Source organism: Collinsella sp. AF15-51 (genome assembly GCF_003462845.1).
In the GTDB taxonomy this organism is placed as follows: domain Bacteria; phylum Actinomycetota; class Coriobacteriia; order Coriobacteriales; family Coriobacteriaceae; genus Collinsella.
The window spans coordinates 1-18,090 of sequence record NZ_QRYG01000020.1; the positions used below are offsets into that span (position 1 = coordinate 1).

Sequence of the window (18,090 nt, forward strand, 5' to 3'; positions counted from 1 at the left end):
TAATGGATGGAAACGGATGTTCTATCGGGACACACATTTTGTCCTATAAGCCCATTTTGTTATAGGTCTCCTTCTCTTTCGCTAATCAGATAAGGATTGTTTCTGACCGTGTTTGAAACAAAATCCAAATAGTCTGCCTCGGTGACGAGATCATTCGGAACAGGTTTATCTACCGTACTGCCCTCTCGAACAATTTCAATCAACTTTGGCCAATATGTTTCAATCTTTCCGTTACGACGCTCCGCCTTCATTCGATTCCATGCTTTTGCGCCGCAGGATTCCCTGAAACCCTTTCCTGAACTATTTTCAGTATTCGTTTTGTTTTTTACCTGAAACATGGCAGTGCATTCATCGTTGCAAAAGTCGATTGCCGTGAGAATCTTCCCTCTGCACCAAATCCATCCATATGGCTTAATTTTTGAATATATGTACTCCTCCAATAGGCTGCCACCTATATTTTCAGCACTCATGAATAAATTGTGGTGCGCCGCCCACTCGTAAGCGCGCTCTTTTGATCCTGCGTGTTTTGCGTCCATTACCATATGTATCAGTGCTTCATCGGTAACCGTCTTTTTGGGATTCGCGACATAATCACTTGGAAGCGACTGCCATCCCGAAAGAAATTTTGAAATCCATTTGTTTAGCCAAAGTTCCAAAAATGCTTTCGAGTCTAATTCGAGTATATCTGGCTTCATTGGAATCGAGGGAATCATTGCTGAGGTTTCGGCTTGGAGAAGAATGGGAAATAGCGACTTCATTTCCCTTTTTCTTTCATTGGCGTCATAGTGACAGGTTTCGTTGTTAATTGTTCGGTCTGCGATGGATTCAAAGAGTTCTTGCGCCGGAATGTGATGCGAGTTGCAGTAATTCAGTGATTCCGATAATTTCTTTTTGACATCTTCACGTTTTGCGTTTTTAGCCATGGTCGTGCCTCCTTTGTGTTGATTTTCAACTAGATAAAACCTATACACAAGCGTATATTTGAATTAAAATGGACTAAAAAATGTTCAATTACTTAATTGCTGGAGTCCATTTTGGAAAATGAGGCGATACTGTCTTCCGCGGAAGTTGCGAGCCGTCTTGGGGTGACATCTCAGACTGTTACAAGACTATCTCGTAACGGAGATCTCAATTATGCGCTTGTTGGTAAGCGTAGAGTCTATAGAGAGAACGAAATAATCAGCTTTATGAGGAAAAAAAATCTATGCTTCGCTCCCGCAGACCATCGCGCTACTGAAGTAGTTGATTCGGCATTAACTGCGGTTTCTTTTTTTTCTGGGGCGCTTGGCTTGGATTATGGAATGGAGAGGGCCGGTATTTCGTCCAGTCTTTACTGTGAAAATGACACGAAGTGCCGAATGACTATTGCGTCCAATCGGCCTAATGTTGGTTTGTTAGGAGACATTAATAAGGTTACTCCCGATCGGGTATTTGATTATTCGGGCATTAGCCCCAAAAGGGGTATAGATGTTATGTTTGGCGGGCCTCCTTGTCAGGCATTTTCTACGGCTGGAGCGCGTCGCGCCTTCGATGACGTTAGGGGCAACGTATTCCTAAAGTATCTCGATCTTGCTGACCATCTTCGACCTAAGTATTTGGTAATTGAAAATGTCAGGGGGCTCTTGTCTACGGCATATCCTTTGGAAGCTGGCGGAGAGCCCGTACACGGCGGCGCTATGAAAACGGTTCTGAACAAACTTGAATCAATGGGCTATGGCGTGAGCTTCAATTTGTATAATGCTGCGAATTTTGGGGCTCCTCAAATTAGGGAGAGAGTTGTCTTGATTGCTAAACGAGACGGTTCAATCTGTGATTGGCTGACCCCCACGAACTCAAATGACCCCAAGTGGCAACTTAATCCTTGGATGACTTTTTCAGATGCCGTTCGGGGATTAAAAGACGAACACCATTACGTTCAGTTTCCGGAAAAAAGGCTTAAGTATTTTAAGTTGCTTAAAGAGGGTGAGTATTGGAAGAATTTGCCTGTGGAGCTTCAGGAAGAGGCGATGGGGAAGGCGTATCGGCTTGGAGGCGGTAAAACGGGTTTTTATAGAAGAATATGGAATGATCGGCCTTCTCCAACTTTAGTCACAAGCCCGACAATGCCTGCTACTGATTTGTGCCACCCCACAGAAGATCGCCCTCTTTCAATTGAGGAATATCGTGCCATTCAGGGCTTTCCGGATGATTGGATTTTCCGAGGTGATATTAGCGATATATATAGGCAAATCGGCAATGCTGTTCCCATTGCTTTGGGGGAGGCTTTAGGCAAGTCAATTCTTAAAGACATGTCGAAGTCCAATGACAACAATAAAGACTTGTTCGAAGGCTTCCCGTATTCAAGATATAAAAACTCAAGCCAGTTGACTTGGAGTATTCGATAGTTCGGTTTGTTGCAAGTTGCATACACCTTGTATTTCGTGATTTGCTATCATCAGTCGAGTTAACGATGTGGCGGGGCGTTCTCACCTTTGCTCGCTGCAAGTTCCGCACGAGCCGAAGAGCACTTAATGTGCTCTTCGTGCGAGCAGGACTGTCCGCAGCAGCGAGTAAAGGTAAGAACGCCCCGCCCCAACCCAGCTAACAAAGGAGCTGATATGTGCGATTGCACAGATCATAAGGATGAGATCCCTGCCTACGACGCGCAGGCCATTGAGTCCCGGTGGATGAAGGCGTGGGACGACGAGAACCTCTTTGCCGTCGACACCGACGCCACCAAGCCCAAGAAGTATGTGCTCGAGATGTTCCCGTATCCGTCGGGCGACCTACACATGGGCCACGCGCGCAACTACACCATCGGCGATGCCATGGCCCGTCAGGCTCGCATGCGCGGCTTTGACGTGCTGCACCCCATCGGCTTTGACGCCTTTGGCCTGCCCGCTGAGAACGCCGCCATCAAGCACAACACGCAGGCTGCCGCCTGGACGTATAAGAACATGGACCAGGCGCTCGCCACGATGAGGCGCATGGGCTTCTCCTACGACCTGGATCGCACCGTTAAGACCTGCAGCCCCGACTACTATCGCTGGGGCCAGTGGATCTTTGAGAAGATGTGGGAAAAGGGCCTGGTCTATCGTAAGAAGAATCCGGTTAACTGGTGCCCCACCTGCAAGACCGTTTTGGCTAACGAGCAGGTGACTGAGGGCAAGTGCTGGCGTTGCGGCACCGAGCCCGAGAAGCGCGACCTTGAGCAGTGGTACTACAAGATCACCGAGTACTCCCAGGAGCTGCTCGACGACCTGGAGAAGCTCCCCGGCTGGCCCGAGCGCGTCAAGCAGATGCAGGCCAACTGGATCGGCCGCTCCGAGGGTGCCGAGGTCGACTTTACCCTGTGCGACGCCGATGGCGAGCCCATCGAGGGCGATGAGGGCAAGATTACCGTCTTCACCACGCGTGCCGATACCCTTTTTGGCGTCTCCTTCTTTGTCCTGGCTCCCGAGTACGCCCGTCTGCACGAGCTCGTCGAGGGCACGGAGTACGAGGCGGCCGTCACCAAGATCGTTGAGGACTCCAAGCACATTTCTGCCGTCGAGCGTGCCCAGGGCACTCTCGAGAAGCACGGTGCCTTTACCGGCCGCTACGTGGTGAACCCCGTTAACGGCGAAAAGGTCCCCGTGTGGGTTGCCGACTACGTTGTGGCCGACTACGGCACCGGCGCCGTTATGGCCGTTCCCTGCGGCGACCAGCGCGACTTTGAGTTCGCACGCAAGTATGATCTGCCGATCGTGCCGATCATCCTGGACGATGACGACCGCGCAGCCGTCGAGGCCAGCGGCGAGACTATCGATACCTTCCATGCCGAGACCGTCGACTGGGATTGCGCCCATGCCGCCGAGGGTACGCTCGTCCAGTCCGGCAAGTACACCGGTATGCGCGGCGGCAAGCACTCCGAGGGCGAGGCTGCGATCGTGGCCGACCTCGAGGCCATGGGCTGCGGTCGTCGTAAGGTCGAGTTCCGTCTGCGCGACTGGCTCATCAGCCGCCAGCGCTATTGGGGCAACCCCATCCCGGCTATCCACTGCGAGCACTGCGGCATCGTGCCCGTGCCCGAGGACCAGCTGCCGGTGACGCTGCCCGAGAACCTGGATCTGGGTGCCGGCGAGACCCTTGTCGAGTGCAAGGAGTTCTACGAGACCACCTGCCCGGTCTGCGGCCGCCCGGCCAAGCGCGAGACCGATACCATGGACACCTTTACCTGCTCCAGTTGGTATTACCTGCGCTATACCGACCCGCACAACACTGAGCTGCCCTTCTCCCGCGAAGCCGCCGACCGTTGGATGCCCGTCGATAACTACATCGGCGGCATCGAGCACGCCATCCTGCACCTGCTCTACAGCCGCTTCTTTACCAAGGCGCTGCGCGACCTGGGCCTGCTGAGCGTGGACGAGCCCTTCACCAACCTGCTGTGCCAGGGCATGGTTAAGGACGAGAACGGCGATACCATGTCCAAGTCCAAGGGCAATGTCGTGCCCCCGAGCTCGGTTATCGAGCCCTACGGTGCCGACACCATGCGTCTGGCGATCCTGTTTATCGCCCCGCCCGAGAAGGACTTCGACTGGGATCCCAAGGCCGTTGAGGGCGCCAGCCGCTTCATCAAGCGCGCCTGGCGTATCGTTTGGCAGCTCGTCCAGTCCGGCGACGCCAACGTGGCCTTCGACAAGTCCGCGCTCGACGAGGTTGCGATGAAGCTCTATCGCGAGCGTCACCGCACCATCGCCAAGTGCACCGAGGACTTTGACCGCGGCCAGTTCAACACCGCCATCTCGGCCGTCATGGAACTCGTCAATGCCGCGAGTGCCTACCTCAATGCTACTGAGGGCGCTTCCCGTGACAAGGCGCTGTGCTACGGCGTGGCCAAGGATATCGTAAGCGTCCTTGCCCCCATCTGCCCGTTCTGGGCCGATGAACTGTGGCATGAGGCACTCGGCTGCGAGGGCAACGCCTACACCGCCGCCTGGCCCGAGTTCGACCTGGCCGAGTCCATCGAGGACACGGTGCAGATCGTCGTACAGGTGCTCGGCAAGGTCCGTGGCCGCATCGACGTCGCCCGCGACGCCTCCAACGAGGAGATGCAGGCTGCCGCCGAGGCCGCCGTATCCAAGTGGACCGAGGGCAAGACGGTAGTCAAGGCCATCTGCGTGCCCGGCAAGCTGGTCAACCTGGTGGTCAAATAAGCTCTGCGCGTAAAGCTGACATGCAATAAACGAGGGACGGTCCGGTTGGGTCGTCCCTCGTTTTGTGTTGTCTGCCCTGCTTAGTCAGTGCGTCGCACCGTCTTCTACGGGATGTGTACCAGGTCCCTAAAGTAAACGTTGCCTGTTGCCTCTTCGAACATCCAGATGTTGAGGTAGATGTCGTTGAGGTCGTTGTTCACATCAAAGTCCGGGTCGTCGAAGGTGCCCACAAAGGTGAGCATGGCGCGCGTTTCCTCGCCCGCTGCGACCGGCTGGCGCATGCGCACGTCGCGGACCACGCCGTCGACGTAAGCGTAGGAGTCCGCGTCGCCAAACATCATGTCGACACCCGTGTTATTGGTAACCGTAAAAACCAGAACGGCGTCGCCGTAGCCGTCGGTATCTTTACCCACACAGGTGACATGTACATTCTCGTCCGCCTCAAGGTCGATGGGGAACTGTTCTTGGGGGTCGGCACCCAAGCCCTGGGGATCGATTAGGTCTTCGTCTATTTTGTCAAAACTTTCCGATGGCGTCTTTTTCTCGATGGCTTTGGTGCTGCCAGGGTTCGGTTCGCATGTTCCGGTTTTGCCATTCGTGTTGCCGCAGCCTAAGAGGGCCAACGAGCACGTTGCGATGGCGAGCGCAGTTATGCAGGGGGTGCCTAGACGTTTCATGTGTGCCTCCTTGCCGTAGAGGATTTGGAATGGTTCGTCGTTGCGCGACTTGCTGGCTGGCTTGTTGCAGAATGCCCCTTAGCGTAAGTCTGATCGATAGGGGCTCGGGGAGGAATGCCCTTGGGGTCCGAACGGGCCTGTGGAATGGGACGCATGGCCCGTTTTGGGGCTGTTGAGGGTGCGCCGCATGGGGTTCCTCGACCAATTGTCCTATTCTTGTGGAGAAGCTGTGCGCACGCTGACCTGCAGATTCGTACTGTGCTTGCACGTTTTCGCAGGTATTGGTATAGTTTGCTTGCAAATGAAGTTGTAATTGAAAGAAGTGGGGTTTCGGCCCCGCTTCTTTTTTGTATGGATGGAGGTGCCGCAATGGTCAAAACTAAGACCGAGCAGGCGATCATCGACGCGCTCGAGGCCGTTGCTCCCCAGCACGATGTCGACATCGTTGACGTCGAGCTCATGGGTGCCACCAAGGCCCCCTGCGTGCGTGTGCGTATCGAGGGTGCCGAGGGCCAGAGCCTGTCGCTCAATGACGTCACGGCCAACACCAAGTGGGTCGGCGATGTGATTGAGGAGCTCGATCCCATCTCTTCGAGCTATACGCTCGAGGTGTCGAGCCCGGGTATGGCGCGCCCGCTGCGCCGCCCGTGCGACTTTGCCCGCTTTGTGGGCGAGAACTGTGAGCTCACCTCCACCGCCACCGAGGGCCGTCGCAAGTACGCCGGCAAGATTGCCGCTGCGACCGAGACCGACGTGACCCTCGAGCTCGACAACGGCGAGTCCGTTACCCTCGATTTCTCTGATGTTAAAAAGTGCAAGTTGAAGCCCACCTACGACTTCAAGCCCGCGAAGGAAGGAAAGTAAGATGGCAGCATCCGACATGATGTCCGCCCTGATGGAGCTTTGCCAGGAGAAGCACATCGACCAGCTCTACCTGATCGACCGCCTGGAGCAGTCGCTCGCCAAGAGCTACGCCGAGATCCTGCATCTTGAGTGGGGCGCCAAGGTGACCATCGACCGCACCACCGGCAAGATCTATGTCTACCGCCTGGAGCCGATCGACGATTCCATGGACGAGGAGGGCAACTTCACCGAGTTCGAGGAGATCGACGTCACCCCCAAGAACACGAGCCGCATCGCCGCCCAGCACGCCAAGGCAGAGATCAACGCCATCGTGCGCAACTCCGCCCGCGAGCAGATCTACGAGGAGTTCTCCGGCCGCATCGGTGACCTCATCAGCGGTACCGTGCTGCAATCCACGCCCGACTTCACGATCGTCAAGATTCGCGAGGGCGTCGAGGCCGAGCTGCCGCACTTCGATCAGCGCCGTTACGAGAACGAGCGCAACGAGCGCCCGATGGGCGAGCGTTACCTGCACAACCAGCACATCAAGGCCGTGATCATCGACGTTCGCGACCCCAACTCCAACCTGCAGCCGGTTCGTGGCGAGCACAGCCGTCCGCCGATTGTCATCTCCCGTACCCACCCCGAGCTCATGCGTCGTCTGTTTGAGCAGGAGGTGCCCGAGATCTATGAGGGCACCGTCCAGATCAAGTCGATCGCCCGCGAGCCCGGCCAGCGTTCCAAGGTCGCCGTCCACTCCCTCGACGACCGTCTGGATCCCGTGGGCGCCTGCGTCGGCCCCAAGGGCAGCCGTGTTCGCGCTGTCGTGGGCGAGCTCCGTGGCGAGCGCGTCGACGTCATCCTGTGGGATGCCGATCCTGCCGTCTACGTCGCCAACGCCCTGTCGCCCGCTAAGGTCACCCGCGTCCTCATCGACGAGGAGAAGGCCTACGCCGGCGTCATCGTGCCCGACGACCAGCTGTCCCTCGCCATCGGCAAGGAGGGCCAGAACGCCCGCCTCGCCGCGCGCCTGACCGGCTGGCACATTGACATCAAGTCCGAGACGCTTGCCGCCGACATCCTCAAGAACGTTCCCGTTCACGAGGAGCCCGCCGCCGACCTGATCGGTGACGAGGAGGACGAGGACGTCCGCCGCTGCGAGTACGTGTCCGAGGACGGCATCCAGTGCCGCAACCAGGCCCGTCCCGGCTCCCGTTTCTGCGGTGTCCACGACACCGACGCCTTCGATGATGCGGAGGACCTGATCTAGCGCGCGGTCGCGCCGGGTGGGTCCCGGCGCGTCTCCCACGCTCGTTCAGTCTCTAGGCACCCAAGGTGCCAGAAAGGGTAGGTGAAGTCATATGGCAAAAGTCCGTGTGTCCACCCTGGCCAAAGAGTTCGGCATGACCTCCAAGGAACTGATGGGTCATCTCGCCGATATGAAGATTCCTGCTAAGTCCGCTTCCTCCACCTTGGAGGACGCCTATGTCGCCATGGTCCGCAAGCAGCTCGCCTCGGTGATCGAGGCCCGCGCTCAGGAAGTCGAGGCCGCCAAGCAGGCCGAGGAGCAGGCAGCTGCCGCCGAGGAAGCCGCCCGCGCCGCCGAGGCCGAGCGCGAGCGCATCGCCGCCGAGAAGGCACGCGAGGAGGAGCGCCGCCAGTTTGCCGCAGCCCAGGCTGCCGAGGAGGCTGCCCGCGCCGAGGCCGAGGCCAAGAAGAAGGCCGAGCAGGAGCGTCTTGCTCGCGAGAAGGAGGAGGCTGTCCGCGAGGCCCAGCGCCGCGCCGTTCCCGCTTCCGACTCCGGTTCGCGCTTCCGTTCGCTGCTCGACCAGATCGCCGCACAGGAGACCGTGCTCAAGGAGAAGAAGGACGCCGAGGACAAGGCCAAAGCTGAGCGCGCCGCCGAGCGCGGTAACCGTCGTGGCGGCAACAACGACCGCCGCGGTGGCCGTCGTAACGATCGCAACGCCTCTGACAACAACTCCGAGCGCAACGCCTCCGAGAGCCGTCCGCACAGCCATCGCACCAACGCCAGCAACAACGTCGCTGCCGGCATGGACTTCCCCAACCCCGATAAGCAGGGCAAGGGCAAGAAGCGCAAGGGCGGTCACAACAACGAAGAGGACCACTATAGCCGCATGGCTCGCGAGGCCGAGGAGTATAGCCGCGAGAAGGTACTCGAGGAGGCTCGTGCTGCCGTCGAGGAGGCCTCTCGCGAGTCCACCGGTCGCCGCAAGAAGCGCAAGGAGAAGCGCGAGCGCGAGGCTGCCAAGGCTCAGGAGGAGCGCAAGATAGAGGAGGCGCTGGCCCAGGGCGTGAACCCCGAGGAGCTCGACGCCATCAAGGTCTCCCAGGGCGTTACCGTCCAGGAGCTCGCCGAGGCGCTCGACGTTCCGGCCAACGACATCATCAAGCGCCTGTTCCTGCTGGGCACGCCGCTCACCATGACGCAGTCCATGTCCGACGACCTCGTCGAGCTCGTTGCCGACGACCTGGGCCGACAGATCAAGATCATCACCCCCGAGGAGGAGAACACCTTCTCGTTCTACGACGATCCCGCCGACCTTAAGCCGCGCGCCCCGGTCGTCACCGTCATGGGCCACGTCGACCACGGCAAGACGTCGCTGCTCGACGCTATCCGTCACACCGGCGTCGCTGCCGGCGAGGCGGGCGGCATCACGCAGGCCATCGGTGCTTCGCAGGTCATGATCAACGACCGCAAGATCACCTTCATCGATACCCCGGGTCATGCCACCTTTACGGCCATGCGTGCCCGTGGTGCCAAGGTGACCGACATCGTCATTCTGATCGTGGCCGCCGACGACGGCGTCATGCCCCAGACCGTCGAGTCGATCAACCACGCCAAGGCCGCCGGCGTACCCATCGTCGTCGCCGTCAACAAGATCGATAAGCCGGGTGCCAACCCCGACCGCGTGCGCCAGGAGCTCACCGAGTACGGTGTCATCCCCGAGGAGTGGGGCGGACAGAACATGTTCGTCAACATTTCGGCCAAGCAGAAGATCGGTATCGACGATCTGCTCGAGACCGTGCTGCTCCAGGCCGACGTGCTCGAGCTCAAGGCCAACCCGGACACCTTTGCCTCCGGCAACGTCCTCGAGGCCAAGCTCGACAAGGGCCGCGGCTCGGTCGCTACCGTGCTCGTGACCCGCGGTACCCTGCACGTGGGCGATACGCTGGTCGCCGGCCTCACCTACGGCCGCGTCCGCGCCATGCTCGACCCCAAGGGCCGCGCCGTCACCGAGGCCGGTCCCTCCGACGCCGTCGAGATCCTGGGTCTGCAGTCCGTACCCAACGCCGGTGACGAGTTCCGCGTGTTCGAGGACGAGCGCGAGGCTCGTGCCCTTGCGGACGAGCGTTCGCTCAAGGCCCGTATCGAGGAGCAGAGCCGCGTCAAGCACGTCACGCTCGAGAACCTCTTCGAGACCATTGCCGACGCCGAGGTCAAGGAGCTCAACCTGATCATCAAGGCCGACGTCCAGGGTTCCATCGAGGCCCTTCAGGACTCGCTCGACAAGATGGATCAGTCCGAGGTTCGCATCAACACGATCCACTCTGCCGTTGGTGCCATCAACGAGACCGACGTCGTCCTGGCCGACGCCTCCAACGCCATCATCATCGGCTTTGGTGTCCGCCCCGACGGTAAGGCGCGTTCCGCCGCCGAGCGCGAGGGCGTCGAGATCCGTTGCTACGACGTCATCTACAAGTGCCTCGAGGAGCTCGACGCTGCCCGTATCGGCATGCTCAAGCCCACCGAGGTCGAGGTCTCCACGGGTACCGCGACCGTCCTGGACACCTTCAAGGTGCCTAAAGTCGGTATCGCCGCCGGTGTCCGCGTCGAAGAGGGCGAGATCGCCGCGACCGATTCCGTGCGTCTGGTGCGCGACGGCATCGTGGTCTTCAACGGCAAGATCGCCTCGATGCGTCACTACAAGGACGAGGCCAAGAGCCTCAAGAGCGGTTCCGAGGGCGGCATTGGCCTGGAGAACTTCCAGGACATCAAGCCCGGCGACCAGATCGAGGGTTATCGTATCGACCAGGTTGCCCGTACCGAGTAGGGGGTAGCGCTATGAAGCAAACGCAGGCAACCCGCCGTCTGGGCGAGCAGCTTCGCGAGAAGCTCGGTTATATCCTGCTCTTTGAGGTTTCCGATCCGCGTCTCGACCTGGTTACTTTGACCGCGGTCGAGGTCACGGTGGACCGTTCGTTCGCGCGCGTGTACGTGTCGTGCGATGCGAGCCGCTACGACGAGGTCATGGAGGCGCTCGCAAGCGCTAAGGGCCGTATTCGCAGCCTGTTGGCTCGCTCGCTCGATTGGCGTGTTACGCCCGAGCTCGATTTTCGCATCGATCGCTCGACCGATGAGGCCGAGCGCATCACGCGTGCGCTGGAAAACGTTCCCGCCACGCTTGCGATCGAAAAGGACGAGGACGGCTATCCGATAGCGGATGCCGCCCAGGAGGCAGCTTTAGATGACTAATTCCGCCGACCTCGCCTCGTGCGAGTCTGCAGATATTCAGCGACGCATCCTCGAGCTCATCGAGGGTGCGTCCTCCATTGCGATTTCGGGACATACTTCTCCCGATGGCGATGCCTTGGGCTCCGTTTTGGGTCTGGGCCTTTCGCTCATGAAGTTTTTCCCCAACAAGGACATTGCGCTGCTGCTGGCAGATGATGACCCAGTTCCGCGCATTTACCGCTTTATGGAAGGCTCCGATCGCCTGGTGCCGGCATCTGCGTACACCGGCAATCCGGACCTGTTCATCTCGGTGGACGTGCCGGTCGTCGAGCGTCTCAATAATTCCGCCGAGGTGCTTCGTCGCTCCAAGCATGTGGTGTGCTTCGATCACCATCCGGCGCGTGAGGAGTTTGCCGAGCTCAGCCTGAGGCGCGTCGAAGCTGCAGCCTGCGCCATGATCATCGACCGCTTCTTGGACAATTGCGGCATTGTCGCACGTGATGGCGTTGCGACCTGCCTGCTGTGTGGCTTGGTTACCGATACCGGCCGTTTTCAGTACCAAAACGCCGATGCCGCCGCGTTCCATGCAGCCTCGCGTCTGGTTGCCCACGGTGCCGATCCGGCGCGTGTGGCACTCGAGGTCTACCAGAGCATGCGCGTTGAATTTTTGCACCTCAAGTCCATCGTTATGGGCCGCATTAAGACGGTGGCCCACGGGCGCGTCGCGTATAGCTACGCGTACCAGAGTGACCTTGAGGCTTGCGGTGTCACCTCGGATGAGTGCGACGGCCTGGTCGATGTGGTTCGCTCGGTGATGGGCGTCGAAGTCTGCCTGTTCCTGAAGGGCATTGAGGGCGATACCAAGGTGCGCGGCAACCTGCGCTCCAAGGGCGACCTCAACGTGTCCGAGATCGCTGCTGCCTTTGGCGGAGGCGGACATCCCGCTGCCGCCGGTTTCTCCAACAACGGAACGATTCTCGAGACGCTCACCGTGGCACTTCCCATGCTGGCCGAACTGGTAGGGGAGGATCCCGCTTCGGTGACCGTCGAGCTTTAACTTTTTGGATGGTACATGGCTCGTCGTACGCCTTCTCAACTGAATATGCTGCTCGCCGTCGATAAGCCGGTGGGCTGCACGTCCCACGATGTGGTCTCGCAATGTCGGCGCGCCCTCCATGAGCGTCGCGTCGGCCATGCCGGCACGCTCGACCCCATGGCATCGGGTGTCATGGTGGTGGGTGTTGGCCAGGCCACCCGTCTGCTGGGCATGCTAACCCTCGATACCAAAAGCTATGTCGCCGACATTTCGTTTGGCGCCGAGACCAATACCGATGATGCGGAGGGCGAGGCGGTCCGCACGGTGGCTGTTGCCAACGAGCTCCGCGATCCTGCCTATGCCCGTGAGCGCTTGGCGGCCATGCTGGGTCCGCAGATGCAGGTGCCGCCGGCGTTTTCGGCTATCTCGGTCAATGGCGTTCGCGCCTACAAGTCTGCTCGCGAGGGCAATGCGGTGGACCTACCTCCGCGCCCTGTCGAGGTCTATGCCGCCGACCTGATCGCCGTGGGCGGCGAAGGTGATACGTGTGTGTGGACCGTGGCGTTCTCGGTGAGCAAGGGCACCTATATCCGTGCGCTCGCTCGAGACTTGGGCCGCGCCTGTGAGAGCGCCGCGCACATTTCCGCGTTGCGCCGCACGGCCTCCGGTGTTGTTTCCATTGGCGCTTGTCATGCGGTCGAGGAACTTTCCCCCGAGTCCGCGGCTGGCTTTGCCCTGGATCCCATTGCGGCCCTGGGCGCCACGCGTGTTGACTTGCCTGGCAATCTTGCCGATGACCTGCTCTGCGGCCGACGCATTCCCGTTGAGCGTGCGCTTGCCGATTTCGATACCTCGAAGTCGCCGTTTGCGTTGGTGCTCGATGGGGGACTCAAGGCGCTCGCCCGCATTGAGAGTGGCCGCTTTGTCATGGAGCACGTGTTTCCGCAGGCAATCGGCGGTGTTCGATGATGTTGTCCGCTCGCGAGCTCGCGCGTATCTTTTTCGCGGGCGAGTCGGACGAGGCTCGCATCGTTGCTGCCGATGCATTTGATGAGTGCGAGCACCTGGGTGCCGCATCGATTGCCATCGGCGTGTTCGACGGCGTTCACCGTGGACACCAGGAGCTCATTGCGGCGCTTGTTAGCGATGCGCGCGCCCATGATTGCAAGGCGGTCGTGGTCACTTTCGATCCCGATCCGGACGTTGTGGTGAGTCCTTCGCCCGCTCAAAAATTGATGACGACGGCCGACCGTCTACATGCCTTGGCTCAGACCGGGGTCGATGCGGTGGTGGCCGTTCCCTTTACGCCTGAGGTTGCGGCACTCGACCATGTTGCTTTTCTCTCGCTGGTGTCGCGTCTGGTCGACATTCGTTCGATTCGCGTTGGCAGCGACTTTAGGCTGGGTCGTGGCGGTGCTTCTGGTGTTGCCGAGATGCGCTCTTGGGGTTCCGAGCGCGGCGTTGACGTGTATGGTCACGACCTGCTTTGCGAGGGCGGTGAGGCCATTTGCGCCACCCGCATTCGTCATGAGCTGGGACAGGGCCATGTGGAGCTTGCTGCTGAGTTGCTCGGCCGCCCGTATATGCTGCGTGGCGGTGTTATTCGTGGCCGTCACGAGGGTTCTGACATGGGCTTTCCCACGGCAAACCTGCAGGTTCCCGACGGCATTCAGGTGCCTGCCGATGGTGTGTATGAGGGTCTGGTGCTCGTCGATGACATCGCGTGGCCCGCTGCCGTTAATGTCGGCCTGCCGCCGACGTATGCCGACGATGCCGCTTCATCGCATCTCGAGGCTAACTTAATTGGTTATACGGGCGACCTGTACGGCGCTTCCGTTTCGCTGGCGTTTACGCGCTGGCTGCGTCCCTCGCGTGTGTTCGAATCGCTGGATGAGTTGATCTCGACCGTCGAGGGTAATATCGAGGATATTCGTCACAACTTGGGCGAGCAGGGGGTGAGTATCCGTGATTAGCGATGAGGAAAAAGACCAGGTACGCGCTGCGTCCGACTTAGTTGCCATCGTGCAGGAAACGGTTGAGCTCAAGCCCCGCGGCCATGAGTTTTGGGGTTGCTGCCCCTTCCATGGCGAAAAGACGCCTTCTTTCCACATTATCCCCGCTACGCAGGTCTGGCACTGCTTTGGCTGCGGCGAAGGCGGCGACGTCTTCACCTATATCATGAAGCGCGAAAACCTGAGCTTTCCCGAGTCAATCCGCTATTTGGCCGATCGTGCGGGTATTGAGCTGCATGACACCGGAGATCGTCGCGAGCGCGGTACCAAGCGTGCCCGCATCTACGATCTGTGTGCCGAGACCGCCCAGTTCTACCACACCATGCTTATGCGCGGTAAGGACGGCCGTCCACGCGAGTACTTTGCCAGCCGTGGTATGGGTGGCGACGTCTGCCGCCGCTACTGCCTGGGCTTTGCACCGGGCCGCAACGCGCTGGTGTCGCACCTGTCCCAGGCGGGTTTTACCCCGCAGGAGATGATCGACGCCAACGTTGCCGTGAGCCGCGGGCGCGGGCAGCTTGCCGACCGCTTCTACGACCGCGTGATGTTTCCCATCTTTGACGAGCAGGGTCACAACATTGCCTTTGGCGGGCGCATCATGGGTGACGGCCAACCCAAGTACCTCAACACCGCCGAGACGAGCGTGTTCCATAAAAAGCGAAACCTCTATGGCTTTAACTGGGCCAAGGAGTTTATCGTCGCGCAGGATACGGCCATCGTGGTGGAGGGCTATACCGATTGTATCGCCTGCTGGGAGGCGGGGATCAAAAACGTTGTCGCCACGCTGGGCACCGCGCTCACGGAGCATCACGTCAAGACGCTCACCCGCTTTGCCAAGCGTATCGTGTATATGTTCGATGGCGATGCCGCGGGCCAGAAGGCCGCCCGTCGCGCGATTCAATTTATCGAGCAGGATTCGATGGACCTGCGCTGCGTGGTGCTGCCCGACGGCAACGACCCCATGGAGTTCATCACGGCGCATGGTGGACAGGAGCTTCAGGCGCGCATCGACGCTGCCGAGCCGCTCATGGACTTTGTCTACCGTTCGCTGCAGGAGTCGAGTGACATCACCACGCCGGGCGGTCGTGCCAAGGCGCTGGAAGATGCGCTGACGCTTATCTATCCGCTGCGCGATAGCTATATGATCGACACATACTTTATCCAGATTGCCGATCTGCTGGGTTTGGATCTGGAGACGGTTCGCGCGAGTTCGGGTCGCGTGTTTCGCGATGTCGCCAAGCGCGAAGATGCGGAACGACGTCGTGAGCAGAACTATGAACGCCAGCGGGCGCAAGCCGAGCGCTCTGGTAGCGCGGGCGGTCGGACGTCTGGTTCGCAGGGGGCATCTCGCGGTGCTTGGGCATCGGGCGCGACGCCGCCGGTGTCCGCGCCGGTCGAAGAAGAGCCGTATGACTACGTCCCGCTCGATGCCTACGGTGCCGCGCCCGTGGAGGTCGTCGACGACCTGCCGCCGATCGATGTGCCTGATGGTATGGGTGCTGTGCCTGTGACTGATGGTTCGGGCGCTCCGGCTGCGGCGGCGCCGATGGTTCTTACTGATCTTGAGCGCAAGTCCTTGGCAGGGGAGCGCGAGCTGTTGACGATGCTCACGAGCTACCCCGACCTGTTCCGCACGTATGCCGACCGCATCTGCTCTATCGAGTGGGTTGACCCACGTCACGAGTCCATCGCATGGGCCGTTCTGGCAACGCCGCCGGGAACCGATCCTGCAGCCTGCATGGATGCGGCGCGCTCGGTCTGTCCCGAGGCGGCAACGCTTGTGAGTGCCGGGCGCATCTCCGCGACGAGCAAGCACCCCACCGAGACGAACATCGTGTTCATGCTCGATACGCTCGAGCTCTACACCATCAAGCGCCGCATGCGTGCCGCACAGGCCAAGCTGCGCCAGGACCGTTCGCTCGATGATGAGGCCCGTCGCGCGTTGACCGTGCAGGCCGCGCAGGATTCGCAGCGTCAACGCGAGCTGCAAAAGTCTATCGGCGGCGTGGCGGACCCGTTCCGTTTGATCGGTCTGGAGGCCGCGGGCACCGAACAAACCTAGATGTTGTGGTCAACCAGCGTATTCTCGCCTATATCCAGTCCTCTTTTTGGGTATAGATGTCAATGTGTGTGCTAAAGTATTGAGTCCTGTGGACTATGAAGGGAGAATCTGTGCCAAAAAAGACTGAGAGCACGGGTACTGGGCTGGAATCCTACGTTGCAAAGCTCATGGGCAACGGCTCAAACAGGACTTCGGTAACCGAGGACGAGATTCAGGTCGCCCTGAAGGATATCGATGTTTCTGACGAGCAGCTCACCGCGGTGTATTCCGCGCTGCGCAACAGCGGCATCCAGATTATCTCCGCGAGCGGTAACGACGACGCCCCCATGGACGTCGACGATGACGATAACGATACCGATACCGACGATTTCGATGACGACGACGAGCACGATTCCGGCTCGCTCGACGATCACGAGCTCAAGATGGCCCGTCAGGCCGATGCCGAGATGGGTTCTTCCAAGAGCAAGAAGAAGCGCACCGTGCGCACGTCCCGTTCACGCTCCCGCGTGCGTGGCATCGATGCCTCCACGGTGATGCTGACCGGCGATCCGGTTCGTATGTACCTCAAGGAGATCGGCAAGGTCGACCTGCTGACCGCCTCCGAAGAGGTCGATTTGGCCATGAAGATCGAGGCCGGTCTCGAGGCCACCGAGAAGCTCGAGGCTGCCGATGCCGGCGAGCTCGAGCTCACGCGTGCCGAGATGCGTCGTCTTACGCGCATTGAGAACGTGGGCCTCGAAGCCAAGCAGGCACTCATCAGCGCAAACCTGCGTCTGGTCGTCTCCATCGCCAAACGCTATGTCGGCCGCGGCATGCTGTTCCTTGACCTGATCCAGGAGGGCAACCTCGGTCTGATCCGCGCCGTCGAGAAGTTCGACTACCAGAAGGGCTTTAAGTTCTCCACGTACGCCACGTGGTGGATCCGTCAGGCCATTACGCGCGCCATTGCCGATCAGGCCCGTACCATCCGTATTCCCGTGCATATGGTTGAGACTATCAACAAGCTCGTCCGCGTGCAGCGCCAGCTCCTTCAGGACCTGGGTCGCGACCCGACCCCCGAGGAGATCGGTGCCGAGATGGACATGAGCGCCGACCGCGTCCGCGAGATCCAGAAGATCTCGCAGGAGCCCGTGTCGCTCGAGACCCCCATCGGCGAGGAAGAGGATTCCCAGCTGGGCGACTTTATCGAGGACTCCCAGGCTATCGTTCCGCCCGATGCCGCCAGCTTCTCCATGCTGCAGGAGCAGCTCACTCAGGTGCTCGACTCGCTTGCCGATCGTGAGCGCAAGGTTATCGAGCTGCGCTTTGGCCTTGTCGACGGGCATCCCCGCACGCTCGAGGAAGTCGGCCGCGAGTTTGGCGTCACGCGCGAGCGTATCCGCCAGATCGAGTCCAAGACCTTGGCCAAGCTCCGCCACCCGAGCCGCAGCAGCAAGCTGAAGGACTACATCGAGTCATAACCTCGCAAGCAAGAAGCGCCCTCAAGCACATCCGCTTGGGGGCGCTTTCATGTGGTCATTGGGGACGTCCCCAATGACTAGGTCGGAAAAATTCTTAAAAAAGTTCTTGCCCTGAGCTGATTCGTCCGTATAATAAACTTCGTTGCTTGAGAGCACGCACCTATTCCTCGGTAGCTCAATGGTAGAGCACGCGGCTGTTAACCGCGCTGTTGTAGGTTCGAGTCCTACCCGGGGAGCCAGAATTTCTCAGCCCATTCCGCTGGGCTTTTAAATTCCTCGGTAGCTCAATGGTAGAGCACGCGGCTGTTAACCGCGCTGTTGTAGGTTCGAGTCCTACCCGGGGAGCCAG

General features: G+C 59.7%; 13 protein-coding genes and 2 tRNA genes. 13 read left to right on the forward strand and 2 right to left on the reverse strand.

The annotated features are described in order from the left end of the window. Window positions 1-59: 59 nt before the first annotated feature. Window positions 60-923 (reverse strand): SinI family restriction endonuclease, encoded by an 864-nt coding sequence (locus tag DWW51_RS08720; protein WP_117774228.1) that lies wholly within the window; start codon window positions 921-923, stop codon window positions 60-62. A 111-nt stretch (window positions 924-1,034) separates the two neighbouring features. Between DWW51_RS08720 and DWW51_RS08725 the strand changes: the two genes are divergently transcribed. Next, window positions 1,035-2,384 carry a DNA cytosine methyltransferase gene (locus DWW51_RS08725; protein ID WP_117774229.1) on the forward strand — a complete coding sequence of 450 codons (1,350 nt, stop codon included), beginning with the start codon at window positions 1,035-1,037 and terminating at the stop codon, window positions 2,382-2,384. A gap of 213 nt (window positions 2,385-2,597) precedes the next feature. Further along, a complete protein-coding gene (gene leuS, locus DWW51_RS08730; protein ID WP_117774230.1) occupies window positions 2,598-5,174 on the forward strand; it encodes a leucine--tRNA ligase in 2,577 nt (858 codons plus the stop codon). A gap of 104 nt (window positions 5,175-5,278) precedes the next feature. Here the strand turns inward: leuS and DWW51_RS08735 are convergent, their stop codons facing one another. Continuing rightward, window positions 5,279-5,851, reverse strand: coding sequence for a hypothetical protein (locus DWW51_RS08735; RefSeq protein ID WP_117774231.1), 573 nt, complete (start codon window positions 5,849-5,851; stop codon window positions 5,279-5,281). A 369-nt stretch (window positions 5,852-6,220) separates the two neighbouring features. Here DWW51_RS08735 and rimP point away from each other — a divergent pair, with 369 nt between their 5' ends. From rimP to DWW51_RS08790, 11 genes are all read left to right on the forward strand, one after another. Continuing rightward, a complete protein-coding gene (gene rimP / locus DWW51_RS08740) occupies window positions 6,221-6,715 on the forward strand; it encodes a ribosome maturation factor RimP (RefSeq protein ID WP_117774232.1) in 495 nt (164 codons plus the stop codon). A 1-nt stretch (window position 6,716) separates the two neighbouring features. Next, window positions 6,717-7,964 (forward strand): transcription termination factor NusA, encoded by a 1,248-nt coding sequence (gene nusA / locus DWW51_RS08745; protein ID WP_006234042.1) that lies wholly within the window; start codon window positions 6,717-6,719, stop codon window positions 7,962-7,964. Window positions 7,965-8,055: 91 nt separating this feature from the next. Further along, on the forward strand, window positions 8,056-10,770 hold the full coding sequence (gene infB, locus DWW51_RS08750; protein ID WP_117774233.1) for a translation initiation factor IF-2: 2,715 nt from the start codon (window positions 8,056-8,058) through the stop codon (window positions 10,768-10,770). Window positions 10,771-10,781: 11 nt separating this feature from the next. Then, window positions 10,782-11,192, forward strand: coding sequence for a 30S ribosome-binding factor RbfA (gene rbfA, locus DWW51_RS08755; protein ID WP_117774234.1), 411 nt, complete (start codon window positions 10,782-10,784; stop codon window positions 11,190-11,192). After that, window positions 11,185-12,228 (forward strand): bifunctional oligoribonuclease/PAP phosphatase NrnA, encoded by a 1,044-nt coding sequence (locus DWW51_RS08760; RefSeq protein WP_099431635.1) that lies wholly within the window; start codon window positions 11,185-11,187, stop codon window positions 12,226-12,228. Before rbfA ends, DWW51_RS08760 begins: the two co-directional genes overlap by 8 nt. A gap of 15 nt (window positions 12,229-12,243) precedes the next feature. Further along, the gene (truB, locus tag DWW51_RS08765) at window positions 12,244-13,176 is read left to right on the forward strand and encodes a tRNA pseudouridine(55) synthase TruB (protein ID WP_117774235.1); all 933 of its coding nucleotides are present in this window, start codon (window positions 12,244-12,246) and stop codon (window positions 13,174-13,176) included. Further along, window positions 13,173-14,180, forward strand: a complete 1,008-nt coding sequence (gene ribF / locus DWW51_RS08770) for a riboflavin biosynthesis protein RibF (RefSeq protein WP_231501625.1) — start codon at window positions 13,173-13,175, stop codon at window positions 14,178-14,180. The genes truB and ribF overlap by 4 nt, the downstream gene beginning before the upstream one ends. Beyond that, window positions 14,173-16,281 (forward strand): DNA primase, encoded by a 2,109-nt coding sequence (gene dnaG, locus DWW51_RS08775; protein ID WP_117774236.1) that lies wholly within the window; start codon window positions 14,173-14,175, stop codon window positions 16,279-16,281. The genes ribF and dnaG overlap by 8 nt, the downstream gene beginning before the upstream one ends. A 110-nt stretch (window positions 16,282-16,391) precedes the next feature. Then, window positions 16,392-17,741, forward strand: a complete 1,350-nt coding sequence (gene rpoD, locus DWW51_RS08780) for an RNA polymerase sigma factor RpoD (RefSeq protein WP_055286388.1) — start codon at window positions 16,392-16,394, stop codon at window positions 17,739-17,741. 164 nt (window positions 17,742-17,905) lie between these two features. Continuing rightward, window positions 17,906-17,980, forward strand: a tRNA-Asn gene (locus DWW51_RS08785). 34 nt (window positions 17,981-18,014) lie between these two features. Continuing rightward, window positions 18,015-18,089 (forward strand) — tRNA-Asn (locus DWW51_RS08790). Window position 18,090: the final 1 nt, after the last annotated feature.

Bases quoted from the DNA above. Each gene is read 5' to 3' on its own strand.
- DWW51_RS08720 (WP_117774228.1), bottom strand. From the start codon at position 923: ATGGCTAAAAACGCAAAACGTGAAGATGTCAAAAAGAAATTATCGGAA.
- DWW51_RS08735 (WP_117774231.1), bottom strand. From the start codon at position 5,851: ATGAAACGTCTAGGCACCCCCTGCATAACTGCGCTCGCCATCGCAACG.
- rbfA (WP_117774234.1), top strand. From the start codon at position 10,782: ATGAAGCAAACGCAGGCAACCCGCCGTCTGGGCGAGCAGCTTCGCGAG.
- truB (WP_117774235.1), top strand. From the start codon at position 12,244: ATGGCTCGTCGTACGCCTTCTCAACTGAATATGCTGCTCGCCGTCGAT.
- infB (WP_117774233.1), top strand. From the start codon at position 8,056: ATGGCAAAAGTCCGTGTGTCCACCCTGGCCAAAGAGTTCGGCATGACC.
- nusA (WP_006234042.1), top strand. From the start codon at position 6,717: ATGGCAGCATCCGACATGATGTCCGCCCTGATGGAGCTTTGCCAGGAG.
- rimP (WP_117774232.1), top strand. From the start codon at position 6,221: ATGGTCAAAACTAAGACCGAGCAGGCGATCATCGACGCGCTCGAGGCC.
- leuS (WP_117774230.1), top strand. From the start codon at position 2,598: ATGTGCGATTGCACAGATCATAAGGATGAGATCCCTGCCTACGACGCG.
- ribF (WP_231501625.1), top strand. From the start codon at position 13,173: ATGATGTTGTCCGCTCGCGAGCTCGCGCGTATCTTTTTCGCGGGCGAG.
- DWW51_RS08760 (WP_099431635.1), top strand. From the start codon at position 11,185: ATGACTAATTCCGCCGACCTCGCCTCGTGCGAGTCTGCAGATATTCAG.